Here is a 22,811-nt window from a genome sequence, read left to right on the forward strand (position 1 = left end):
CGTCGGGCATTGGCCCAACCATAGCCCCATCGATTGATGAACGCCCAGCTCAGGCGGGGTTTTTTCGATTGGGAGAAAGCTGTGGTGCCGCCGGCATGATCGGCAGGACCACTGCGGACGGACACTGTGGGTCGTGCAGGATCTCCCGCCATCCGGCACGCAGGGTGACTGCCGAGCCGAGGGCTTCGCCGGTGCCGGGGTTGCGCGCGTAGCGGGGGTGGGCGCCGCCGGAGACCTGCACCCGCAGCCGGTGCCCCGGCGCGAAGCGGTGCGCGGTGGGCCAGAGTTCCACGGGTACGCGCACCACGCCCGCCCCGTCGGCGGCGAACCGGTCGGGGGCGACCCGGACCAGCCCGTCGCAGACGTTCCACGACCGGCCGCGCCGGTCCACGTCGCACAGTCGCACGAAGACGTCCAGGTGGGACAGCTCGCTGCGCAGGTGGATCTCGGCGCGCACCGGGCCGATCACCTCGACGGGCGCGTCGAGCGGGGCGCTGGTGTAGGTGAGCACGTCGGGCCGGGCCTCGACCGGCCGGTTGTCCACGGGGCCGGCCCGCTGGGCGACGAGCAGCGGGCCGCCGAGCGAGGGCGTCGGGTCGGCCGGGTCGTAGTGGAAGCCGTCGGGCGCCGACGGCACCGGTGCGGCGGTGTCGAGTCCGCCCGCCGGGTGCAGGTGCCACGGGGTGGGCACCGCCGGGGGCGGCCAGTCGGGCAGGTCCCGCCAGCCCCCGCCGGCACCGCCGACGTGCACCCGTACGGGGGCGGCGGCGCCCGCGCGCGGGCGCCGCCCGGCGAGCTGCGCGTCGAGGTGGTCCAGCCCGTCGCGCAGCGCCGCGACGAAGAGCCCCGGGCTGCCGTGGGTCCACGGCCCGACCGTCAACCGGGGACTCCTGCCGGCCGCCCGCAACGCGGCGAAGTCACTCAGCTGGGCCGGCAGGAAGATGTCGTGCCAGCCACTGACCATCGCCACCGGCGCGCGGACCTCGGCGATCCGGTCGCCGAAGACCCGCGCCCGCCAGTAGTCGGCGTCCGGGGTGTGATGGCGCAGCCACTCCTGGAAGAACGGCACGGTGACGCCGGTGGCCACCCGGTCCGCCTCGGCCAGCGGCAGGTGGGCCAGGGCCGCGACCAGCCGGGGCTGGCCGCGCTTGAGTTCCCACTGCCGGGCCAGCCACGGCACGGTCTGCGCCTGGAGCAGCTCGGCCCAGGTGAGCACCGTGTCCAGGGCGAAGGACTCCCCGGCGTACGTCGAGTCGCGGGTGCCCGACGCGGTCACCACCGCGACCATCGCGCGCAGTTCCCCGCCGGCGTCGGCGGCGAGGGCCCACTGCACGAAGCCCTGGTAGCTGGCGCCGAACATGCCGAACGCGCCGGACCACCAGGGCTGGCGGCGCAGCCAGTCGAGGGTGTCGAGCCCGTCCTCGCGTTCGTGCACCAGCGGGTCGAAGACGCCGCCCGAGCCGAACGTGCCGCGGCAGGACTGGATCACCACGTGGAAGCCGCGCTCGGCGGCGAGCCGGCCGAGCAGCCGCATGGGTCCACCCCGCCCGTACGGGGTGCGGATCAGCACGGTGGGCGCGCCGGGCAGGTCCGGGGCGTAGTGGTCGGTGCGCAGCGGTACGCCGTCGCGCACCCGCACCGGGATGCCCCGGGTGAGGGTGACCCGCCGGGTGCGCGCGGGCGGCAACCGCAGGGCGGCGGTGGCGAGGCGGGTTGCCAGCCGGTCGAGCACGCCGTCAGCCGTTCGCGCGCCGGGCCGGCTCGTCGCGGGCGGCGCGTATCGCGTCGCGGTGCTCCGCCATGGAGGTGGTCATCGCGGTCATGAACCGGTGCACCACCTCCAGCTCGTCGTCGCTGAAGCCGGCCATCACGTCGTCGGTACGCCTGCCGAGGGGGCGGAAGAAGTCCATGGCGAGGGCGGCGCCCCGCTCGGCGTAGTGCAGGAAGACCTTGCGGCGGTCGGCGGTGTCGCGGTCGCGGCGGATGTGCCCCGCGCGCTCCAGGCGGTCGATCAGCGCGGTGACCGAGCCGGATGACAGGTTCAGCTGCTCGCCGAGGCGGCCGGGGGTGATCGGCTGACCGATCAGCTCGGCGTCCATCACCGCGATGAGCGCCTGGAGGTCGGTGGCGTTGAGCCCGTGCAGGCCGGCGAAGGCGTGCCCGATGTGCTGCGCGTCGACCGAGTAGCGCCGTAGCTCGGCCCCGATCTCGGCGATGAGGCGTTCGCGGCGCGTGTCGCGCCGCCGGTACATGCCGTGACCTGCCACGTCGGTCGCCGCCTCCTGCCGTCCGTTCCGGTTGCAGCATAACTCAGCAGTCGATAATCTCGTTTATCAAGATACTCGACTGTCGGCACTTTGCGTCGTTCGCGAGGTCTTGAGCGTCGTACGAAATCCATCGAGAGACCGTGAAGGGCATCCGATGTCAGTGTTCACCCGCGTGGCGCGCGGACGGCTCACCGCGTGGCTCACCGTGGTCGCCGCGATCGTCTTCGGGGCGGTCGTCTTCGGGCTGCCCAAGCCCGAGAACCCGGCGCCCGTCTCGTCCACCGGCCTCTCCGTCGAGTGGCAGTCGACCCAGGTGGAGCGCCTCCAGGATCGACTGCCCTCCCGCGACGTCCAGCCGGCGATCGTCGTCGTCAGCCGCGCCGACCGGGCAGCCCTCACCGAGGCCGACCGCGCCGCCCTCACCGGCCAGTCCGGTGACCTCGGCCAGTTCGCCGTCGGCGGGCAGGTCAGCCCGCCACAGGTCTCCCCCGACGGCACCGTCGCACTCGTCACCGTACCGCTGTCGACCGCCGGCGGGCAGGAGGAGGTCGCCGGCCGGATCGACCAGCTACGCGCGTCCCTGGACGACGTGCCGGACGGGCTGAACGTGGAGGTCACCGGCGGACCCGCGTTCGCCACCGACCTGACCAAGGTCTTCGACGGCGCCGACACCACGCTGCTCGCCGTCACCGCCGGCGTCGTGGCGCTGCTGCTGCTCATCACCTACCGCAGCCCGTTCCTGTGGATCGTGCCGCTCGTCGTCGTCGCCGCGACCGAGCAGCTCACGCTGCGCGCCCTCGACACGGTCGTCCCGGCCGTCGGCATCAACCTGCCCGGCGGCGCCGTCACCGGCATCGCCAGCGTCCTCGTCTTCGGCGCGGCCACCAACTACGCCCTGCTGCTCATCGCCCGTTACCGGGAGGAACTGCGCCGCGAGGAGGACCGCTTCGTGGCGATGCGCGCGGCGCTGCGTCGGGTCGCCGAACCCATCCTCGCCAGCGGCTCCACCGTCGTCCTCGGCGTGCTCACCCTGCTGCTGTCGGAGCAGGAACTCAACCGCGCCCTCGCCGTGGCCTGCGCGACGGGCGTCGTCCTCGCCATGCTCTCGGCGCTGTTCGTCCTCCCGGCCGCCCTGGTGATCTTCGGACGCGGCCTGTTCTGGCCGTTCGTGCCCCGGGTCGGCGGAGAGGTCCGCGAGGGCCGGCTGTGGGGCCGGCTCGGTGCCGCCGTCGAGCGCCGTCCCGCACCGGTCGCGCTGCTCGCGACGCTGCTGCTCGCCGGGCTCGCCCTCGGCGGGCTCGGCATCAACACCGGCCTGTCGGAGACCGAGCAGTTCCGGGTCAAGCCGGAAGCCGTCGCCGGTGCGGAGACCCTCGCGCGGTCCTTCCCCGCGGGCACGACCCAGCCGGTCGCCGTGCTCACCACCCCCGCGGCGGTACGGGCCGTCACGGACACCGCCGCCGGGGTCCCCGGCGTGGCCTCCGCGCGTCCCGGCGAGGCGGGCGCCCAGGTCGCCCAGGTCGACGTCGTGCTGGAGGCCGAGCCCGGCACCGACGCCGCGAGTCGGGCCGTCGAGGCCCTGCGGGACGCGGTCGCGGCGGTGCCCGACTCCGCCCCACCCGCGGTCGAGGGCGCGCCCGCGTTCGACGGCGCGGTGGTAGGTGGCGCCGTCGCCGCCACCTACGACGAGAACGAGGCCAACGGCAGGGACCTGCGGCTGATCCTGCCGATCATCCTGCTGCTCGTCGGCGCGGTGCTCGTGCTGCTCCTGCGCGGCCTGGTCGCCCCGGTGCTGCTCGTACTCACGGTGATCGCCTCGTTCTTCGCCAGCATCGGCGCGTCGTGGCTGCTCTTCGACCACGTGCTCGACATGCCGGCGCTCGACAGCGGCGTGCTGCTGCTGGCCTTCGTGTTCCTGGTGGCGCTCGGCGTGGACTACAACATCTTCCTCGTCACCCGGGCCCGCGAGGACGCCCGGCGCAGCGGCACCCGCGCCGGCATGCTCTCGGCCCTGCGGGTGACCGGCGGCGTCATCACCAGCGCCGGCATCCTGCTCGCGGCGGTCTTCGCCGTCCTCGGCGTCCTGCCGCTGCTCCTGCTGACCCAGATCGGGGTCATCGTCTGCATCGGCGTCCTGCTGGACACCCTGCTCGTCCGGACGGTCCTGGTGCCGGCGCTGGCGTTCACGCTCGGCGACCGCTTCTGGTGGCCGGGGCGGATCAGGCGCGAACCCGCCGGGGACGAGGACGAGGCCTCGCCGGGACGCGAGTCGGTCACCACCCGGGACTGACCGGCCCCTGGGAGGCGGCGGGGGCCGTGGCGGCGACGCCACGGCCCCCGCTTGCCGCCGGTGCCGGCACGCCGGTCGGCCGGGTCGGCTCAGGTGGTGCGGGCACGCCGGCGCTCCGGGTCGGCTCAGACGTCCGCGCGCAGCGCCACCGGCGCCGACTCCGCCGGGTCGTCGCCCACCGCCTTGTCGCGGGTCGCCCAGGCGACCATGAACAGCGCCGTCCAGGCCACCCCGAGCAGCACCGTGGTTGCGCTGCCGCTGGCGGTGCTCAGCCCCAGGTAGAGGCGGGCGCCGACGATGCCGACCACGCCGGCAGCCGCGGCGGTCCAGGCCGCCACCGCCACGGGCCAGCGCGCCCCCCGCGACGACAGCCAGGCCAGCGTGCAGAGGCTGGCCGCCACCACGGCGTTCTGCGTCGGGAACAGGGCGCCGCCGCGGCCGTCCGGCCCGCCCGCCGCCGGCCCGGCCAGGTCGACCACCACGGCCAGCACCACCAGCGGTACGAACGCCCCGACCGTGCCGACCACGCTGAGCAGGTCCGCCCGCCAGGGCCGGTTGCGCCAGGCCAGCACCGCGGCGACGACGGCCACCAGCACGATCAGCGACGAGCCGCGCAGCGCCGAGACCACCGCGAGCGTCACGTCGACCGCCCCGGGCGTACGCCGGTCGGCGAACCAGTCGGCGATCGCGCCGTCGAGCACCGCCAGGCCGCTGTGCCGCACGACCGCCCCGAGCACCCACGCGATGGCGAACCCGGCCACGAAGAGCAGCAGCAGGCCGGCGACCAGGTTGATCAGCAACGTCCAGGCCGGCCCGACGTGCATGGCGAGCAGGAAGAACAGCACCCCGTAGCGGCCACTGAGCCAGCGCACCGGCCGCAGCCCCGCCGCCCGCGACGCCAGCGCCCGGACCGGGTCCGGGTTGCGGCCCAGCCACCGCCCCGCCAGCACCACGGCGACCAGCGCGGCCACCAGCACCAGCACCGCGCCCGTGGCCCGCCCGAGCAGCCGGGACACCGTCTCGTACGACTCCCCCGCCAGGTTGCCCGCGAGCACCGAACCGCCCACCCAGGTCACCACGCCGGCGAGGTTCCACGGCGCGAACCGCCGGTACGGCATCCCGGCCGCCCCGGCCAGCCGAGGCACCAGCGTGCGGGCGAAGGCCACCCAGCGGGCGGTGAGCACCCCGCGACCGCCCAGCCGGCCGAGCATCGCGTCCGCCCGGCTCCACCGCTCGTGCCCCACCCGGGCGCCCAGCCGGCCGGCCCGCAGCCGGGGCCCGTGCCGCCGGCCCGCCCGGTACGCCAGTGTGTCGCCGATCACTGCTGCAAGGATCATCACCAGCAGCGCCGGTACGAGCCGCAGCGTCCCCGCGTACGCTAGGAAGCCGATCAGCAACAGGGTCGCCTCGCCCGGCACCAGCAGACCGAAGATCACGGCGGTCTCCCCCGCGACGACAATCGCGGCGATCACATAGATCAGCAGGGGCGGCAGGCCCTGCAGCGAGGTCAGCAGGTCGTGCATCGGGCCCCCATTCCCACGGGGGTCAGCATGCCAGGCGCTGAAACGGTCGGAACATCAGTTTCGGCAGAGATCCGGGTCATTCGCGGGTAGACCCCGACGCGTGCCCCGGCAACCGCAGACAGGAGTATGGAGGGTATGCAGCTTCGCACCGACCTCCGCAACGTCGCCATCATCGCCCACGTCGACCACGGCAAGACGACCCTGGTCGACGCCATGTTGCGGCAGGCCGGCGCCTACGGCGCCCGCGGCGAGGTAACCGAACGGGTCATGGACTCGATGGACCTCGAACGGGAAAAGGGCATCACCATCCTGGCCAAGAACACCGGCGTGCGGTACCTGCCGGCCGACGGCTCCGACCCGGTGACCATCAACATCATCGACACCCCCGGCCACGCCGACTTCGGTGGCGAGGTGGAGCGCGGCCTGACCATGGTCGACGGTGTGGTGCTGCTGGTGGACGCCAGCGAGGGCCCCCTGCCGCAGACCCGGTTCGTGCTCCGCAAGGCGCTCAAGGCCCGCATGCCGATCATCCTGGTGATCAACAAGGTGGACCGTCCCGACGCCCGGATCAAGGAGGTCGTGGACGACACCTACGAGCTCTTCCTCGACCTGGACGCCGACGAGGAGCAGATCGACTTCCCGATCGTCTACGCCTGCGCCCGCGACGGCATCGCCTCGCTGACCCAGCCGGCCGACGGCGCGGTCCCCGACGACAGCACCAGCCTGGAGCCGCTGTTCCGCACTCTGCTGGACACCATCCCGCCGCCCGCGTACGAGGAGGACGCGCCGCTGCAGGCGCACGTCACCAACCTCGACGCCTCCCCGTTCCTCGGCCGGCTGGCGCTGTGCCGGGTGCGGCAGGGCACCATCAGCAAGGGTCAGACCGTGGCCTGGTGCCGCACCGACGGCAACACCCAGCGGGTCCGCATCTCCGAGCTGCTGATGACCGAGGGCCTGGAGCGCAAGCCGGCCGACTCGGCGGGCCCGGGCGACATCATCGCCGTCGCCGGCATCCCCGAGATCATGATCGGTGAGACCCTGGCCGACGCGGAGGACCCGCGCCCGCTGCCGCTGATCACCGTCGACGAGCCGGCCATCTCGATGACCATCGGCACCAACACCTCGCCGCTGGTCGGCCGGGTCAAGGGCGCCAAGGTCACCGCCCGGATGGTCAAGGACCGGCTCGACAAGGAGCTGGTCGGCAACGTGTCGCTGCGGGTGCTGCCCACCGAGCGCCCCGACGCGTGGGAGGTGCAGGGCCGCGGCGAGCTGGCGCTGGCCATCCTGGTCGAGCAGATGCGCCGTGAGTCCTTCGAGCTGACCGTCGGCAAGCCGCAGGTCGTCACCAAGGAGATCGACGGCAAGACCTGCGAGCCGGTCGAGCGGCTCACCATCGACGCCCCCGAGGAGTACCTGGGCGCGATCACCCAGCTGCTGGCGACCCGCAAGGGCCGGATGGAGCAGTTGGTCAACCACGGCACCGGCTGGATCCGGATGGAGTGGCTGGTCCCGGCCCGGGGCCTGATCGGCTTCCGCACCGAGTTCCTCACCGACACCCGGGGCACCGGCATCCTGCACCACGTCTTCGAGTCGTACGAGCCGTGGTTCGGCGAGCTGCGCACCCGCAACAACGGCTCCCTGGTCGCCGACCGGGCCGGCGCCGTGACGTCGTTCGCGATGATCAACCTCCAGGAGCGCGGCCAGCTCTTCGTCGAGCCGACCACCGAGGTGTACGAGGGCATGATCGTCGGGGAGAACTCCCGCTCCGACGACATGGACGTCAACATCACCAAGGAGAAGAAGCTCACCAACATGCGCGCGTCGACCTCCGACGAGACCGAGAAGCTGATCCCGCCGCGCAAGCTGTCGCTGGAGCAGGCCCTCGAGTTCTGCCGCGAGGACGAGTGCGTCGAGGTCACCCCGGCCGCGATCCGGATCCGCAAGGTGGTGCTCGACCAGACCGCCCGTGGCCGGGCCGCCGCCCGCCGCAAGCACGCCGGCTGACGTAAGACCGCAGCCGCCCCCGGAGCCCGGACCGCCCCGCGCGGTCCGGGCTCCGGCCGTTTCCGGCGGTAGCGGTCAGGCGGGGCGGGTGGCGAGGAAGACGAACAGGTCGGGCACCGGACCGGAACCGGCCTCGGCCGTGCGGACCAGGGTCAGGCCGGCCTCGGTGACCGCGTTGAGCAGGTCGGCCAGCGGCACGTGCCACGCGCCGACGCGCACCCGCACCCCGTGGGGCGCCCACGCCCGGAAGCTGCGCTCCCGCTCGGCGTAGCCGCCGTCGATCACGATCCGCTGCGGGTCGGAGCGGTCGGCGAACGCCCCGATGAAGCACGGGTGTACTCCCACGTGGACGAACCGCCCGCCCGGCGCGAGCACCCGCGCGGCCTCGGCGATCACCGCCGCGTAGTCGGGCACGTCGGTGTGGGCCAGTACGCACGCCACCGCCGGCACCGAGGCGTCGGCCACCGGCAGCACCGCCGCGTCGGCGCGGGCCACCGGCAGGCGCGGCCGGGCGTGCCGCAGCTGCCCGGCGGACAGGTCGACCCCCACCGGGTCCCAGCCCAGCCGGCGCAGCTCCGCCGCCTGGAGCCCGGTGCCGCAGCACAGGTCGAGGCAGCGGCCGGGGCCGGGGCCGAGCAGATCGCCGAGCAGATCGCGGACCCGCGTCATGTAGTCACTGGACGTGTCGGTGGCGAACGCCTCGTACCAGTCGGCGTGCGCGTCGTAGGCGGCAACCGTCATCCCCGCACGGTACGACCGATCGCCCCGGCCCGCCGCCCCGTCGCCGATCCGCTACGGTCAGCCGCATGACCTGGGACGAACTCGACGCCCGCCTTGACGGGGTGCCCGGCACCGTGTCGGCGTACGTGGCACGGGTCGGCGCCGCCCCCGCCTGGACCCGGCACGCCGACGCGACCCACTACGCGGCCAGCACCATGAAGGCCGCGGTGCTCGTCGCGCTGCACCGCGCCGCCGAGGCCGGCACCCTGGACCTCGACGCGCCGGTGCCGGTGCGCAACGAGTTCGACTCGGCGCTGCCCGGCGCGCCCCGGTTCTCCTGCGCCCGGCACTACGACAACGACGAGGCCGTCTGGGAGCGCGTCGGCGCCGACGCGACGCTGCGCTGGCTCGCCCACCGGATGATCGTCCGCTCCAGCAACCTCGCCACCAACCTGGTCATCGACCACGTCGGACTGCCGGCCGTGGCACGGGTGTGGGACCTCGCCGGGGCCCGGCACAGCGTCACCGGCCGGGGCATCGAGGACTTCGCGGCCCGCGAGGCGGGCGTCACCAACCTGGTCACCGCCGCCGACCTGGCCGCGCTGCTCGGTGCGCTGGCCACCGGCGCCGACCGCCCGGGCCCGCTCGCCTCACCGGCCGGCTGCGCCGCCATGCTCGACGTGCTGTTCGCCCAGGAACACCGCGAGGACCTGGCCGCCGGCCTGCCCGAGGGCACCCGCATCGCGCACAAGAACGGCTGGGTGCGCGGCGTGCGGCACGGCGCCGGGGTGGTCTTCCCCGACGACGCGCCGCCGTACGCCGTCGTCGTCTGCACCACCACGGACCTCGCCGACGGCGGCCCCAGCGGCGAGGAGGACGACGACGCCTGCCGGCTGATCGCGCGGGTCTCCGCCGCGGCCTGGGACGCCCGGCGCGACCTGTGACCTGACGCTCAGTCCAGCAGCTGCGCCCGCAGCGCCACCACCACGTCGTCGGTCACCCCGAGCCCGTCACGCAGGTACGCCCCGAACGACCCGTGCACCCGACGCACCTCCGCGTACGCGGCGTCCAGGTACTCCTCGCGCACCTCCAGCACCGGGCGCACCGCCTCGACGTCCAGCCCCGGCATCCGCCGGCGCATCGCCTCCAGCAGGACCTCCCGCAGGCTCTCGGTCAGCCGGTTGTTCGCCAGGTAGTCCGCCCGGATCGTCGCCTCGTCCACGCCGAGCGCGTTGAGCAGCAGCACCGTCAGCCAGCCGGTCCGGTCCTTGCCCGCCGAGCAGTGGTAGACCAGCGGCAGGTTCTCCGCCTGGGCCGCCAGCCGCACCGCCGCGCCGAAGTTCGCCCGCGCCGACTCCCCGCTGACGAACCAGCGGTAGATCGCCGCCATCGCCGCCGGCGTGCCCTGCTCCGCCAGGGCCTCGTACGCGCCCAGGTCGTGCCCGAGCAGCACCGCCGAGACGTACGTGAAGACGGGGTGCTCGGCGTCGTGCACCGGCAGGTGCACCACCCGCGGCTGACCGGTCAGCCGGTCCGGCGGAGCCACCGCCGTCTCCGAGTGGTCCCGCAGATCGACCACGCAGGACGGGCCGAGCTTGGCCAGCACCGGCAGGTCCTCGTCGGTCAGCCGGCCCAGCGCCGGGGTACGGATCAGCACCCCGGGACGCACCCTGCGGCCGTCGGCGCCGACCAGACCGCCGAGGTCACGGGCGTTCGGCGCCCCCACCAACTCCCAGTCCCGCTCGCTCATGACCGCACTCCGCTGCGCTCCGTGCCGCCATGAGGCACCACCGCCCTGCACCTGATGATTCGCTCGCTCCGCTCGCTCATGACGGCCTCCCCTTCGCCTGCCCGTGTCCGTATAGGGTGCCGCACATGACGATCGCCGCGGTACGCACCCATCGGCTCTCCGCCCCCTTACACACGCCGTTCGTCACCGCGCTGCGCCGTACCACCACCGTGGAGACCCTGGTGGTGGAGGTCGTCGACGCCGACGGCCGGTCCGGCTACGGCGAGGCGCCGCAGGTGTGGCAGGTGACCGGCGCGTCGGTCGCCGGTTCCGAGGCGTGCGTCCGCGAGCTGATCGGCCCGACGCTCACCGGTCGCGACGCCGACGACCTGGTGGCCCGCTGCACCGAGGTGCAACGGGCGGTCGTCGGCAACGAGGCGGCCAAGGCGGCCGTCGACGTCGCGCTGCACGACCTGGCGGCGCGGCGGCTCGGCGTACCGCTGGTGCGGCTGCTCGGGGGCACCGCCCTGCGGGTGCCCACGGACGTCACGCTCGCCGCGGGCGACGCGGTGGACCTGGCGGCGGCGGCCCGGCAGCGGCGCGCGGAGGGCTTCGACGTGCTCAAGCTGAAGGTGGGCACCGACGCGGCCGGCGACCTGGAGCGGGTCCGCGCGGTGCGCTCCGCCGTCGGCGACGGCGTCCGCATCCGGCTCGACGCCAACCAGGGCTGGACCCCGCGCGAGGCGGTCCGGGTCATCCGTGGCGTCGAGGACGCCGGGCTGAACGTGGAGCTGGTCGAGCAGCCGGTCGCCCGTTGGGACCTGGACGGGCTGGCCTGGGTCAGCGACCGGGTGGACGTGCCGATCCTCGCCGACGAGTCGGTCTTCGGCGTCCGCGACCTGGTCGAGGTGATCCGCCGGCGGGCCGCCGACATGGTCAACGTCAAGCTCGCCAAGTGCGGCGGCCTGCACCCGGCCCGGACCCTGCTCGACCTGGCCGCCGCGCACGGCCTCGGCACCGTCGTCGGGTCGATGATGGAGAGCCAGGTCGGCATCGGCGCCGCCGCGAGCCTGGTCGGCGCCTACGGCACGACCGCCGTCGCCGACCTGGACGCCGCCTGGTGGCTGGCCTGGTCGCCGGTGCGCGGTGGCCTGCGGTACGACGGCGCGACCGTCGTCCTGCCGGACGCGCCGGGCCTCGGCATCAGCTCCGTCACTGAAGTAAAGATGCAGACTCGTAGTTGATGCCCGTCGAAAACTTTCATATGGTCGCGGGAACATTCGGCGCGAGCTGGGGGTGGACGTGGAGCTGCAACCGGGCCGGGAGGCCGTGGTCCGGGTCGCGGTCGCGACCCTCTGGAGCTGCCCCGAGGCGGTACGCGCGGTCGACGCCCCCGCCCTGGCCGCGCGTACCGACATCGCGGCCTGGATCTCCGGCATGGACACCGACCAGCAGGTCGGCGACTGCGTACTGAGCCAGCTGCTGCTCGGCGAGCGGGTGCTGGTCACCGAGCTGCGCGACGACGGCTGGGCCCACGTGGTGGCGGTCGAGCAGCCGGCCCCCCGGCTGCACCCGCGCGGCTACCCCGGCTGGCTGCCCACCGAGCAGCTCGCCCCGGCCACCGGCACCGCCGACGCCGACCCGCTCGTCGTCGACGCCACCGTCACCGCGCTACGCGACGCGCCCGGCGGCGCCGAGGTGCTCCCCGGAGTCGTCCTGGGCACCCGGCTGACCCCGGCCGGGCCGGCGGTCGACGGCTGGCAACCGGTGCACGCGCCGGGCCACGCCGCGCCGCTCTGGCTGCCCGGCGGCGACGCGGTGCCGGTGCCCACCACGCCCCCGTCGGCCGAGGAGGTGCTGGCCGTCGCCCAGCGCCTGCTCGACGTCGTCTACATCTGGGGCGGGGTGTCGGCGCACGGCATCGACTGCTCCGGCCTGGTCCACCTGGCCTGGCGGCGGCTCGGCGTGCTGCTGCCCCGCGACGCCAGCGACCAGGCAACGGCGACCAGGCCGGTGCCGCTGGGCGAGGAACGCCCCGGCGACCTCTACTTCTTCGCCCGGCCGGGACGCCGCATCCACCACATCGGGATCGTCACCGCCGAGCCGCGCCCGGGCGACGACCGGCGGATGCTGCACGCCTGCTACCTGCGGCGCCGGGTGCTGGAGGAGCGGCTGCCCGACGAGCGCACCGCCACCCTGGTCGGCGCGCACCGGGTCTGACCCGGGCCCGTCCGACGACGACCCCGTACGACACGAAGCGGGGCGCCCCGTTCGGGGGCGCCCCGCTTCGTCGTCCGCGTACGCCTCAGGGGCGGGCGTCGACCAGCACCCGCCGCCGGTCGCGGGAGGACTTGACCAGGCTGGCCGCCGTCGCCACGGCCAGGGTGCCGAGGATGATCGTCAGCGACAACCAGATCGGGATGTGCGGGGCCCACGAGACGTGCTCGCCGCCGTTGATGAACGGCAGCTTGTTGTCGGCGAGGGCCTCCAGCACCAGCTTGACGCCGATGAAGCCGAGCACCACCGCCAGGCCGTAGCTGAGGTAGATCAGTCGGTTGAGCAGGCCACCGAGCAGGAAGTAGAGCTGCCGCAGGCCCATCAGCGCGAAGACGTTGGCGGTGAAGACCAGGTACGGCTCCTGCGTGATGCCGAAGATCGCCGGAATGGAGTCGAGCGCGAAGATCAGATCCGTGGTGCCGATGGCGATCATGACGATCAGCATCGGGGTGAAGATCCGCTTGCCCTTCACCGTGTGGGTGGTCATCCTGGCGCCGTCGTAGTCCCGGGAGATCGGCAGCGCCTTGCGGCTCCACCGGATCAGCGCGTTCTCGGAGAACTCCTCCCCGTCGGGCTCCCCCTGCCGGGCGAGGTTGATCGCGGTGTAGATCAGGAACGCGCCGAAGATGTAGAACACGAAGGAGAACTGCGAGATGAGCGCCGCGCCGGCCGCGATGAAGCCGCCGCGCATGACCAGCGCTAGCACGATGCCGATGAGCAGCACCTTCTGCTGGTACTGCCGGGGCACCCCGAACCGGGCCATGATGATCACGAAGACGAACAGGTTATCGACCGATAGGCTGTACTCGGTCAGCCAGCCGGTGTAGAACTGCCCGGCCGCGCTGGCCCCGGAGGTCAGCCACAGGCCGGCGCCGAAGACCAGGGCCAGGGCGACGTAGAAGCCGACCCAGAGGCTCGACTCCCGCACGCTGGGCTCGTGCGGTCGCCGACCGATGATCAGCAGATCCACGAGCAGGATCCCGGTGAGGGCGACGAGCGTCCCCGCCCAGACCAGTCCGGACACGTCCAAGGTTCATTCCTCCGGCAGACAGGCAGCGACGGGCACACCGTACGCCCCCGTTGGGCGCGGTGTGCCGGCGACGCTGACACTGGTGACTGTCGGAGGTCTCTTCCGTCGCCGCCTGCGGGGCGGCGACCGACGGGGCCGGGTCGGGCATCCAGATCGGCGCTCGACCGTGCTGACGACCCCGTCGCGGGGGAATACTCCCCTCCTCGCCCGCCATTGTTGCCCATCGTGGCGAGCGGCCGCAGCCCGGGCGGCCGGTGTCCTTCCCCACTCGCGAGCATCTATCAGAAAGCGCGTGGCGGGGTACGCCACCTGTCCGCATCCTAGGAGGCTAGGTGTCCAGATGGGAGGCATGCGCCTCCCTTTTCCGCGCGCCACCCTGGATCCGTCCGGGCCGCGGGAACGGGCCCCCGCGACGCGCGGCCCGGACGGCGGCGTGAAAGGCTGCCGGCATGGTGCTTGAGGTCGCGCTCATCGACGTACTGCCGGGCCACGAGGACGAGTTCGCCGCCGCGTACGCCGAGGGGCATCCGGTGCTCGCGGGCACGCCCGGCTGCCGGTCGGTGCGGATGACCCGGGGCGTCGAGTCCCCGAGCCGCTTCGTGCTGCTGGTCGAGTGGGACTCGGTCGAGGCGCACAACGACAACTTCCGCGGCACCGAGCGCTTCGCGCGGTGGCGGGCGCTCATCGGCCCGCACTTCGCCAACCCGCCGCTGGTCGAGCACTTCGTGGACGTGCCGGCCTGAGTTGTCGTACCCCTGTCCTAGGGTGCGCCGTGCACGCGTCGGCCGCCGGTCCCGACGGGCTCGGGGGCGCCGGGCCCGGTTGCCGCGCGGCGATAACCGCTGGCCCCCGGGCACCAGGCCCCGGTTGACTGGTCCCCATGACGCAACGGGTAGCCCTCGTGACGGGCGTGAGTCGACGCATCGGGATCGGCGCGGCGGTCGCCCGCACCCTCGCCGCGGACGGCTGGCGGCTGCTGCTCACCGGCCTGCCGGAGTTCGACGACGCCCAGCCCTACGGCGGTGATCCCGAGGGCGTGCCGGCCCTGCTGGGCGAGTTGGACGACGCCGCACACGTCCGCGCCGACCTGCTCGACCCGGCGGCGCCCGCCGACCTGGTCGGCGAGGCGCTGCGCCGGCACGGCCGGCTCGACGCGGTGGTCGCCGTGCACGCGTACTGCACCGACACCCCGTTCGGCGCACTGGACGCGGCCGAGATCGACCGGCACCTGCTGGTCAACGTGCGGGCCACGCTGCTGCTCGCCGAGGCGTTCGCCGCGGCCTTCACCGCCGGCGAGGGCGGCCGGTTGGTGCTCTTCTCCAGCGGCCAGCGCCTCGGCCCGATGCCGCAGACCCTCGCCTACGCGATCAGCAAGGCGGCGGTGGAGAACGCGACCTTCCAGCTCTCGCCGCTGCTGATGCCTCGCGGCATCACCGTCAACTGCGTCCACCCCGGCCCGACGGACACCGGGTACGCCTCCCCCGAGGCGTACGCCGAGGTCGCGAAGCTCTTCCCGGGCGGGCGCTGGGGCACCCCGCAGGACGCCGCCCGGCTGGTGCGGTTCCTCTGCTCGCCCGACGCCGACTGGATCACCGGCCAGGTGATCGACTCGGAGGGCGGCTTCCGCCGCCACGCGTGAGCGCGCTCAGTCGACGGCGAGGCGGTTCAGGGCCGCGACCGTCTCCTCCGGGCCGAGGGCCGCGTCCAGCAGCCAGCCCGTGAGCCGCTCGTAGCGGTCGACGTCGACCGCCGTCACGAGGCGTACGTCGGTGGTCAGCGCCTCCAGCATCACCGTGCGCGGGTCGGCCGGGTCGGGGAACGAGTAGCAGGAGTAGGGCGTGAGCGGCTGCGCCCCGCCCCGCGCGGCGACGCCCCGGGGCAGCAGCCGGATCGTCACGTGCGGCAGGCCGGCCAGGTCGACCAGGTGCCGCAACTGCTCCCGCCACACCTGCGGCGGGGTGTCACCGGCGTCGCAGGCCGCCTCGGCGAGCAGCGCCGTGTAGCGGGGCGGGTCGGCCCGCCGCAGCACCTCGTGCCGCAGCGCCCGGGCGCGCACGTCGGCGTCCACGTCGAGGGCCGGGTCGAGCAGCCGGCCGGCGGCGATCCGCAGCCGCGCGTACGCCGGGGTCTGGAGCAGCCCCGGCACGACGGCGGGCTGCCAGTCCACGATGCTCGCCGCCCCCGCCTCCAGCTCGGCGTACGTGCGCTGCCGCTCCCCCATCTCCCCCAGCGCCTTCCACCAGCCCCGGCTGGTGGCGGCGTCGCGGGCGATGACGATGAGCGCGTCGCGCTGCGGCGGCGGCACCTCGTAGACGTCGAGCAGGTCGAGCACGTCGGCCAGGTCGGGCCGGCTCTGCCCCAGCTCGATGCGGGACAGCTTCGAGGTGGAGGCCCACCCCAGCCGGTCGCAGACCTGCTCCAGGGTCAGCGCCTCCCGCCGCCGCAGCTGACGCAGCTCGGCGCCCAGCCGGGCGCGACGAATGACCGGACTCGTTGGCAACGGCATCCCCTGCCTCCCCACCGAGGGAGAGTACGCAGGACGATCACTGAGCGCAATAGCCCGCTCGCGTACCGCAATCAGAGACCACGCCGCGCGCTCCGGGCCCGCCTCCGTCAGCCGGACGGGTGCGGGCCCGGACAGCTCACTTCACGCCTGCGGCGTCCATGCCGCGCAGCTCCTTCTTCAGGTCCGCGACCTCGTCTCGGATCCGCGCGGCCAACTCGAACTGGAGCTCCCGGGCGGCGGCCAGCATCTGGTCGTTGAGTTCCTGGATGAGCTGGGCCAGCTCGGCCCGGGCCATGCCCTCCCGCGCCGGGCCCGCGCCGCCGGTCCGGCTGCGGCTGCGGGTCTCCTTGACCGGCGCCTTGCCCCGGGAGAGCTGCCGTACGGCGCCGCCGACGCGGCTGTTCTCGGTGTCCTCCGCCTCGCGGTAGATGTCGTCGAGGATGTCGTGGATCTTCTTGCGCAGCGGCTCGGGGTTGATGCCGTGGGCCTCGTTGTGCGCGATCTGCTTGTCGCGCCGCCGGTTGGTCTCCCCGATCGCCTCGGCCATCGACGGGGTGATCTTGTCGGCGTACATGTGCACCTGGCCGGAGACGTTGCGGGCCGCCCGGCCGATGGTCTGGATCAGCGACCGGCCGCTGCGCAGGAAGCCCTCCTTGTCGGCGTCGAGGATCGCCACCAGCGACACCTCGGGCAGGTCGAGACCCTCCCGGAGCAGGTTGATGCCGACGAGCACGTCGTAGTCGCCCTTGCGCAGCTCGCGCAGCAGCTCCACCCGGCGCAGCGTGTCGACCTCGGAGTGCAGGTAGCGCACCCGGATGCCGTTCTCCAGGAGGTAGTCGGACAGGTCCTCGGCCATCTTCTTGGTCAGCGTGGTGACCAGCACCCGCTCGTCGCGCTCGGTGCGCAGCTTGATCTCGTGCATCAGGTCGTCGATCTGGCCCTTGGTCGGCTTGACGACGACCTCCGGGTCGATCAGGCCGGTCGGCCGGATCACCTGCTCGACGAACTCGCCCTGGGCCTGCTCCAGCTCCCACGGGCCGGGCGTGGCGGAGAGGAAGACCATCTGGCCCACCCGCTCCAGGAACTCGTCGAAGCGCAGCGGCCGGTTGTCGGCGGCGCTGGGCAGCCGGAAGCCGTGGTCGATCAGCATCCGCTTGCGGGACGCGTCGCCCTCGTACATGCCGCCGATCTGCGGGATGGTCACGTGCGACTCGTCGACGACCGTGAGGAAGTCGTCGGGGAAGTAGTCGAGCAGACAGTGCGGCGGGCTGCCGGGCAGCCGGCCGTCCATGTGCATCGAGTAGTTCTCGATGCCGGAGCAGAACCCGACCTGGCGCATCATCTCGATGTCGTAGGTGGTGCGCATCCGCAGCCGCTGCGCCTCCAGCAGCTTGCCCTGCCGCTCCAGCTCGGCCAGCCGCTCGGCCAGCTCGGCCTCGATGTCGCGGATCGCCCGCTCCATCCGCTCCGGCCCGGCCGCGTAGTGGGTGGCCGGGAAGATGACCAACCCGTCGACCTCCTTGACCACGTCGCCGGTGAGCGGGTTGAGGTAGTAGAGCTTCTCCACCTCGTCGCCGAAGAGCTCGATCCGCACGGCCAGCTCCTCGTAGGCCGGGATGATCTCCAGCGTGTCGCCGCGGACCCGGAAGGTGCCCCGGTTGAAGGCCATGTCGTTGCGCGTGTACTGGATGTCGACCAGCCGGCGCAGCAACTGGTCACGGTCCAGCTCCTGCCCGACCGCGACCCGCACCGCCCGGTCGAGGTATTCCTCCGGGGTGCCCAGCCCGTAGATCGCCGAGACGGTGGCCACCACGATCACGTCGCGGCGGGTGAGCAGCGACATGGTCGCCGAGTGCCGCAGCCGCTCGACCTCCTCGTTGATCGAGGAGTCCTTCTCGATGTAGGTGTCGGTCTGCGGAATGTAGGCCTCGGGCTGGTAGTAGTCGTAGTAGGAGACGAAGTATTCGACAGCGTTGTGCGGCAGCAGCTCGCTGAACTCCTTGGCCAGCTGCGCGCAGAGGGTCTTGTTGGGCGCCAGCACCAGCGTCGGCCGTTGCACCCGCTCGATCAGCCACGCGGTGGTGGCGCTCTTGCCGGTGCCGGTCGCGCCGAGCAGCACCGTGTTGCGGTCGCCGCGCCGGACCCGGCGCTCCAGATCGTCGATGGCCGCCGGCTGGTCGCCGGCCGGCTGGAACTCGCTGATGACCTGGAAACGGCCGTCGAGCCGGGGAATGTCGAGCGCCATGACCCCAACGGTACGCCGGGGGTCCGACACCGCGACGCGACTACGCCCGGTCCGTGATCGGCTTCAATATTCGCATTGTGTGGCGCATCTCACCGGACTACGCTCTCCGTGTAGGCCGCTCGCGGCGGCCGACCGGGCAGGTGGCCAGGCCGTCAGGGCCGGCCCGCCCCCGGCACAGGGGTCGCAGCACCCGGTAGGCCCGGCGTGCGCACCCGACGTGGTCGCGCGTGAGGCGCTGACCGGCCGCCGCGAGCGCCCCTGCTCGTCACCCCACCGGGGCGAATCGCGTTCAACCTCCCGTGGAGACCTCCGCCGACCGGACCGCCCGTCCCGGCCCGACGCACCCGCCGCCGGGCCCCCCGCCGCACGACGACGCCCACACCGGCGGCGTCCCTCGGGTGGTGACCGGCCGTCGGCGTACCGCCCTGCTGGTGCTCACGGCCGTGGCCGTGCTCTCCGCCGCCGCGCTGGTGGTGGGGCTGCTGACCTGGGCGCCCGAGCGGGCGGAACAGCCGCGGGCGCTGACCGTCGACGAACGCGAGCGGCTGGCCGCGATGCGGGTCACCAACTACCGGGACCTGCGGGCCGGGGTGCGCGTGACGGCGGGCGCCGGCGGGGCGCGTACCGAACTGGTCGGCTGGATCGACTGGTCTCGGCCGATGGTCTACCTCGACGTCGGCGGACCCGGCGCGGGCGCCGAGCGCGGACTGCTCCAGGCCACCCCGACGGTGGCCCTGCTGCGGCCCGACCCGACGGCCGTGCCGACCCCCGCGCCGCCCCCGCTGGTGCCGCCGACGGACCGCTGGCGGCTGCACGACCCGCCCGGCGGGCGGTGGCTGGCCGCCGTGCTCGACCTGGTATTCCGCCTCGCCACCGACCGCCCGGATCCGCCGGCCGACGCGGCACGCCGCGTCGGTGGCGCCACCGTCGGGGCGGCGCCGGTCGACATCCTCCAGGCGCCGCCGCCCGGTCCCGGCGCGTCGGCCCCGCCCTCGTCGCCGGACGGGCACCCGCGCTACTGGCTCGACCACGACGCCCGGCTGCACCGGCTGGAGACCGTGCTGGCCGGCGCGGGACCGGTGACCGTGCAGCTCAACCGGGCGGACCGGCCGACGCTGCGGCCCGTCGACGCCCTCGGCGGGCGGCCGGGGCAGCCCCGGGCGCTGAGCACCACCGAACGCGGCCGGCTCGACCGGTTGCCCGCCCGGCTGCGCGCCCGCGGCGGCGCCGCCGTGACCCTGACCGCGCCCGTCGCCACCGTCACCAACCTGCGCGGCGCCGGCTGGGTGAGCTGGAGCACGCGGGCCGCGTACGTGGCCGTCGCCGACCTCGGCGTGCCGGAGCGCCGGACGCTGCTGCGCGTGGACCGCACCGGCGTCAGCCGCGCGGACGTGCCGGCCACGACGGTCCCGGGCGGCGTGGAGTCGCCCGGCCGGCCGCCGCTGCCCCCGCCCGCCGAGGGGTGGCGCGCCGACCCGCGCCGCGCGGGCGAGCTGGGGCTGCTGCTCGACGCGGCGCTGCGGGCCGCCGGCCCGGGCGGGCGGGACGCCGCCCGCCGGATCCGCGGCGACGCCGTCGCCGGGAGGACGGTCGACGTGGTCGAGCTGCGCACGGCGCGGGGGCCGCTGCGCTACTGGATCGACCGTTCCGGCGAGCTGCGCCGCCTGGAGCTGCGTACCCGCGTCGGCGCGTGGGCCCAGCTCGACCTGACGCCCGACACGGTGCCCCGGCTCGTGCCGGCGCCCCGGCCCCCGGCCGGGGGCCGCTGACCGGTCAGGGACGCCAGCCCGTCTGCGCCGCCCACTGCTCGGCGCGCAGGTGCTCCTCGTCGAACCACGGGTCCTTCGCGGTGGTCCAGGTGGCGCTGTCGGGGGCGGAGGCCGCCAGCTCCCGCTTCAGCGTCAGGTAGGCCGACCGCTGGTCCGGGTCGGCACGCAGGTGGTCGCGCATCAGCAGCGCGTACCGCCAGCCGGGCGAGTCCACCGGGCGGACGTGCAGGTGCACGGGACGGCCGGGGTCGGCACTGGTGTGCAGCCGCTTCTCCCAGCGGGCGCTGCCGGGCGGGCGGGGGTTGTCCCACCAGTCGCCGGGCAGGCGCGGGAAACCCGCCGCCGCGAGTCGTTCGGCCAGCGGCCCGTCCGCGTCGGCGAGGGTCGGGACGGTGAGCTGGATGTCGATCACGTCCTTGGCGGCGAGTCCCGGGACCGCGGTCGAGCCGATGTGGTCGATGCGCGGGTCGGCGGGGGCGACCGCGTGCCGGATCCGGGCGGCCAGCCGCGCGTACTGCTGCGGCCAGGTCGGGTCGGCCTCCGTCAGGACGACGTGCTCCGAGGTGGCCGCCCGCCGCTCGCGCAGGTTCGCCTCGTAGGGCCGCAGCCGCTCGTGCCACAGCGCGTCGACCGCCGCGTGCAGGTCGGCGAGGCTGCCGTCGTTGGTCAGCAGCACGTCCGCCGCGGCCCGGCGCCGGGCGTCGTCGGCCTGCGCGGCGATCCGCCGCTCGGCCTCCGCCCGGTCCATCCCCCGGTCGCGGGCCAGCCGCGCGAGTCGGGTGGCGACCTCCGTCTGCACCACGACCACCAGGTGGTACGAGGGGGCGAGCCCCACCTCCACCAGCAGCGGCACGTCGTTGACCACGATCGCGTCGGGCCCCGCCGCGGCGGCCAGCTCGGCGGAGCGGGCCCGTACGCGGGGATGGGTGATCGCCTCCAGGCGGCGGCGCGCCGTCTCGTCGGCGAACACCAGCGCGCCCAGTGCCGCCCGGTCGAGGGCGCCCTCGGCGTCGAGGACCCGGTCGGAGAAGGCCGCGACGATCTCGGCCAGCCCTTCCGTGCCCGGCGCGACCACCTCCCGGGCAAGGCGGTCGGAGTCGATCACCACCGCGCCGCGTTCCACCAGGCGCCTCGCCACGGCGCTCTTGCCCGACCCGATGCCTCCGGTCAGTCCCACCTTCAACACGGGCACCAGTCAACCGGATCACCCCCGTGCCGCCGGCACCGGGGCACTCTATTCTAGTATCAGAATACGAGCGTGGAGCTGACCCCCGCCGAGCTGACCGTGCTGGGCCTGATCGTCGAACGCGCCCGGCACGGCTACGACCTGGAGCGGGTCATCGCGCAACGCGGCATCCGGCAGTGGACCGACGTCGGGTTCTCCTCGATCTACTACCTGCTCGGCAAGCTGGAGAAGCGCGGCCTGGTCCACGCTCCCGAGGCTCCCGCCACCGCGAAGTCCCGCCGCGTCTTCCACGCCACCGCCGAGGGCCGGGAGGTCGCGACGCGCACCGCGCTGGCCCTCGTCGCGCAGCCGCAGCCGGCCCGGCACCCGTTGCTCGTCGGCCTCGCCAACCTGCCCCTGCTCTCCGACCGGGAGTACGCGGCGGCGCTGCGTACCCGGCTGGCGGGGGTCGAGGCCCGCATCGGGGCGATCCGGGCGGCGCAGCAGGCGCAGGCCCCCCTCCCGCGACCGGCGCGCGAGGTGTTCTCGTACTCACTGAGCCTCCTGGAGGCGGAAAGGCAGTGGCTCGCCGCCCGAGCCCAGGTGCCCGATGACGGACAAGACTGACTTCAAGAAGTCCCTCGACACGTACCGGGCCGAACGGGGCCGGTTCCGGATCGTGGACGTGCCCGACACGCAGTACCTGATGATCGACGGCCACGGCGACCCGAACACCTCGCCGGCGTTCACCGACGCCGTCGAGGCCCTCTACCCCGTGGCCTACAAGCTGAAGTTCACCGGCGGACGCGACCTCGGACGCGACTACGTCGTACCGCCCCTGGAGGGCCTGTGGTGGGCCGAGGAGATGGCGTCCTTCACCACCGCCCGCGACAAGTCACGGTGGAGCTGGACGTTGATGATCATGACTCCGGACTGGATCGGCCGGGACCTGTTCACCGCCGCCGTGGCGCAGGCCGGGGCCCGCAACCGCCCGTCGCGTCTCGACGACGTCCGGCTGGAGACGCTGTCCGAGGGTCGGTGCGTGCAGACGCTGCACGTCGGTTCGTTCGACGACGAGGCCGAGGTGCTGGCGCGCCTGCACGACGAGTTCGTGCCGGGCAACGGGCTGCGGATGGTCGGCCGGCACCACGAGATCTACCTCAGCGACTTCCGCAGGGTCGTCCCCGAGAGGCGACGCACCATCCTGAGGCAGCCGGTCGCCGACGCCGCGCCGCCGGGCGCGTAGGAAACGACGGAGGCCCCGCCCCCGGCGATCTCGCGATCGC

At 73.9% G+C, this 22,811-nt stretch carries 19 protein-coding genes; 10 read left to right on the plus strand and 9 right to left on the minus strand.

The window, feature by feature from the left end:
• Window positions 1-49: 49 nt before the first annotated feature.
• Both ACTMS2_RS07320 and ACTMS2_RS07325 read right to left on the minus strand, forming a co-directional pair.
• Complete coding sequence (locus ACTMS2_RS07320; RefSeq protein WP_441174750.1) at window positions 50-1,732, minus strand: CocE/NonD family hydrolase; 1,683 nt, start codon at window positions 1,730-1,732, stop codon at window positions 50-52.
• A gap of 4 nt (window positions 1,733-1,736) precedes the next feature.
• Window positions 1,737-2,252 (minus strand): MarR family winged helix-turn-helix transcriptional regulator, encoded by a 516-nt coding sequence (locus ACTMS2_RS07325; protein ID WP_441175130.1) that lies wholly within the window; start codon window positions 2,250-2,252, stop codon window positions 1,737-1,739.
• A gap of 169 nt (window positions 2,253-2,421) precedes the next feature.
• On the opposite strand from ACTMS2_RS07325, the gene ACTMS2_RS07330 reads away from it, so the two are divergent.
• A complete protein-coding gene (locus tag ACTMS2_RS07330; protein ID WP_441174752.1) occupies window positions 2,422-4,557 on the plus strand; it encodes an MMPL family transporter in 2,136 nt (711 codons plus the stop codon).
• Window positions 4,558-4,682: 125 nt separating this feature from the next.
• Here ACTMS2_RS07330 and ACTMS2_RS07335 read toward each other — a convergent pair whose 3' ends face one another.
• Window positions 4,683-6,080, minus strand: coding sequence for a DedA family protein (locus tag ACTMS2_RS07335; RefSeq protein WP_441174754.1), 1,398 nt, complete (start codon window positions 6,078-6,080; stop codon window positions 4,683-4,685).
• 135 nt (window positions 6,081-6,215) lie between these two features.
• Between ACTMS2_RS07335 and typA the strand changes: the two genes are divergently transcribed.
• Entirely contained in the window at window positions 6,216-8,084 is a 1,869-nt protein-coding gene (gene typA, locus ACTMS2_RS07340; protein WP_441174756.1) for a translational GTPase TypA, read from the plus strand.
• Between the two features lie 75 nt (window positions 8,085-8,159).
• Here typA and ACTMS2_RS07345 read toward each other — a convergent pair whose 3' ends face one another.
• Window positions 8,160-8,825, minus strand: a complete 666-nt coding sequence (locus ACTMS2_RS07345) for a class I SAM-dependent methyltransferase (RefSeq protein ID WP_441174757.1) — start codon at window positions 8,823-8,825, stop codon at window positions 8,160-8,162.
• 65 nt (window positions 8,826-8,890) lie between these two features.
• Between ACTMS2_RS07345 and ACTMS2_RS07350 the strand changes: the two genes are divergently transcribed.
• Window positions 8,891-9,748: a serine hydrolase gene (locus tag ACTMS2_RS07350; protein ID WP_441174758.1), complete on the plus strand. Its 858-nt coding sequence runs from the start codon at window positions 8,891-8,893 to the stop codon at window positions 9,746-9,748.
• Between the two features lie 8 nt (window positions 9,749-9,756).
• Here ACTMS2_RS07350 and ACTMS2_RS07355 read toward each other — a convergent pair whose 3' ends face one another.
• The gene (locus tag ACTMS2_RS07355) at window positions 9,757-10,554 is read right to left on the minus strand and encodes a tyrosine-protein phosphatase (RefSeq protein WP_441174759.1); all 798 of its coding nucleotides are present in this window, start codon (window positions 10,552-10,554) and stop codon (window positions 9,757-9,759) included.
• 125 nt (window positions 10,555-10,679) lie between these two features.
• Here ACTMS2_RS07355 and ACTMS2_RS07360 point away from each other — a divergent pair, with 125 nt between their 5' ends.
• Together ACTMS2_RS07360 and ACTMS2_RS07365 are read left to right on the plus strand one after the other, a co-directional pair.
• Window positions 10,680-11,777: a mandelate racemase/muconate lactonizing enzyme family protein gene (locus ACTMS2_RS07360; RefSeq protein WP_101415118.1), complete on the plus strand. Its 1,098-nt coding sequence runs from the start codon at window positions 10,680-10,682 to the stop codon at window positions 11,775-11,777.
• A gap of 58 nt (window positions 11,778-11,835) precedes the next feature.
• Window positions 11,836-12,753, plus strand: a complete 918-nt coding sequence (locus ACTMS2_RS07365; protein WP_441174760.1) for a C40 family peptidase — start codon at window positions 11,836-11,838, stop codon at window positions 12,751-12,753.
• An 85-nt stretch (window positions 12,754-12,838) separates the two neighbouring features.
• Here the strand turns inward: ACTMS2_RS07365 and ACTMS2_RS07370 are convergent, their stop codons facing one another.
• Window positions 12,839-13,840 carry a TerC family protein gene (locus ACTMS2_RS07370; RefSeq protein ID WP_441174761.1) on the minus strand — a complete coding sequence of 334 codons (1,002 nt, stop codon included), beginning with the start codon at window positions 13,838-13,840 and terminating at the stop codon, window positions 12,839-12,841.
• Window positions 13,841-14,289: 449 nt separating this feature from the next.
• On the opposite strand from ACTMS2_RS07370, the gene ACTMS2_RS07375 reads away from it, so the two are divergent.
• A complete protein-coding gene (locus tag ACTMS2_RS07375; protein WP_091629929.1) occupies window positions 14,290-14,583 on the plus strand; it encodes an antibiotic biosynthesis monooxygenase family protein in 294 nt (97 codons plus the stop codon).
• A 137-nt stretch (window positions 14,584-14,720) separates the two neighbouring features.
• Window positions 14,721-15,479 (plus strand): SDR family oxidoreductase, encoded by a 759-nt coding sequence (locus tag ACTMS2_RS07380; protein WP_441174762.1) that lies wholly within the window; start codon window positions 14,721-14,723, stop codon window positions 15,477-15,479.
• Between the two features lie 6 nt (window positions 15,480-15,485).
• Here the strand turns inward: ACTMS2_RS07380 and ACTMS2_RS07385 are convergent, their stop codons facing one another.
• Together ACTMS2_RS07385 and uvrB are read right to left on the minus strand one after the other, a co-directional pair.
• Window positions 15,486-16,346 carry a helix-turn-helix domain-containing protein gene (locus ACTMS2_RS07385; protein WP_441174763.1) on the minus strand — a complete coding sequence of 287 codons (861 nt, stop codon included), beginning with the start codon at window positions 16,344-16,346 and terminating at the stop codon, window positions 15,486-15,488.
• Window positions 16,347-16,482: 136 nt separating this feature from the next.
• On the minus strand, window positions 16,483-18,591 hold the full coding sequence (gene uvrB, locus ACTMS2_RS07390) for an excinuclease ABC subunit UvrB (protein ID WP_441174764.1): 2,109 nt from the start codon (window positions 18,589-18,591) through the stop codon (window positions 16,483-16,485).
• Window positions 18,592-18,992: 401 nt separating this feature from the next.
• Between uvrB and ACTMS2_RS07395 the strand changes: the two genes are divergently transcribed.
• On the plus strand, window positions 18,993-20,360 hold the full coding sequence (locus ACTMS2_RS07395) for a hypothetical protein (RefSeq protein WP_441174765.1): 1,368 nt from the start codon (window positions 18,993-18,995) through the stop codon (window positions 20,358-20,360).
• 4 nt (window positions 20,361-20,364) lie between these two features.
• Here the strand turns inward: ACTMS2_RS07395 and coaE are convergent, their stop codons facing one another.
• A complete protein-coding gene (coaE, locus tag ACTMS2_RS07400; RefSeq protein ID WP_441174766.1) occupies window positions 20,365-21,546 on the minus strand; it encodes a dephospho-CoA kinase in 1,182 nt (393 codons plus the stop codon).
• Window positions 21,547-21,618: 72 nt separating this feature from the next.
• Between coaE and ACTMS2_RS07405 the strand changes: the two genes are divergently transcribed.
• Together ACTMS2_RS07405 and ACTMS2_RS07410 are read left to right on the plus strand one after the other, a co-directional pair.
• Window positions 21,619-22,152, plus strand: coding sequence for a PadR family transcriptional regulator (locus ACTMS2_RS07405; protein WP_441174767.1), 534 nt, complete (start codon window positions 21,619-21,621; stop codon window positions 22,150-22,152).
• The gene (locus ACTMS2_RS07410) at window positions 22,136-22,771 is read left to right on the plus strand and encodes a GyrI-like domain-containing protein (RefSeq protein ID WP_441174768.1); all 636 of its coding nucleotides are present in this window, start codon (window positions 22,136-22,138) and stop codon (window positions 22,769-22,771) included. Before ACTMS2_RS07405 ends, ACTMS2_RS07410 begins: the two co-directional genes overlap by 17 nt.
• The last annotated feature ends 40 nt before the right edge of the window (window positions 22,772-22,811 follow it).

The organism is Micromonospora sp. SD12 (assembly GCF_052068495.1).
GTDB classification, from domain to species: domain Bacteria; phylum Actinomycetota; class Actinomycetes; order Mycobacteriales; family Micromonosporaceae; genus Micromonospora; species Micromonospora echinofusca.

Coding starts and splice junctions, on each gene's coding strand:
- ACTMS2_RS07325 (WP_441175130.1), bottom strand. CDS start 2,252: ATGTACCGGCGGCGCGACACGCGCCGCGAACGCCTCATCGCCGAGATC.
- ACTMS2_RS07330 (WP_441174752.1), top strand. CDS start 2,422: ATGTCAGTGTTCACCCGCGTGGCGCGCGGACGGCTCACCGCGTGGCTC.
- ACTMS2_RS07335 (WP_441174754.1), bottom strand. CDS start 6,080: ATGCACGACCTGCTGACCTCGCTGCAGGGCCTGCCGCCCCTGCTGATC.
- typA (WP_441174756.1), top strand. CDS start 6,216: ATGCAGCTTCGCACCGACCTCCGCAACGTCGCCATCATCGCCCACGTC.
- ACTMS2_RS07345 (WP_441174757.1), bottom strand. CDS start 8,825: ATGACGGTTGCCGCCTACGACGCGCACGCCGACTGGTACGAGGCGTTC.
- ACTMS2_RS07350 (WP_441174758.1), top strand. CDS start 8,891: ATGACCTGGGACGAACTCGACGCCCGCCTTGACGGGGTGCCCGGCACC.
- ACTMS2_RS07355 (WP_441174759.1), bottom strand. CDS start 10,554: ATGAGCGAGCGGGACTGGGAGTTGGTGGGGGCGCCGAACGCCCGTGAC.
- ACTMS2_RS07360 (WP_101415118.1), top strand. CDS start 10,680: ATGACGATCGCCGCGGTACGCACCCATCGGCTCTCCGCCCCCTTACAC.
- ACTMS2_RS07375 (WP_091629929.1), top strand. CDS start 14,290: ATGGTGCTTGAGGTCGCGCTCATCGACGTACTGCCGGGCCACGAGGAC.
- ACTMS2_RS07380 (WP_441174762.1), top strand. CDS start 14,721: ATGACGCAACGGGTAGCCCTCGTGACGGGCGTGAGTCGACGCATCGGG.
- ACTMS2_RS07385 (WP_441174763.1), bottom strand. CDS start 16,346: ATGCCGTTGCCAACGAGTCCGGTCATTCGTCGCGCCCGGCTGGGCGCC.
- uvrB (WP_441174764.1), bottom strand. CDS start 18,591: ATGGCGCTCGACATTCCCCGGCTCGACGGCCGTTTCCAGGTCATCAGC.
- ACTMS2_RS07410 (WP_441174768.1), top strand. CDS start 22,136: ATGACGGACAAGACTGACTTCAAGAAGTCCCTCGACACGTACCGGGCC.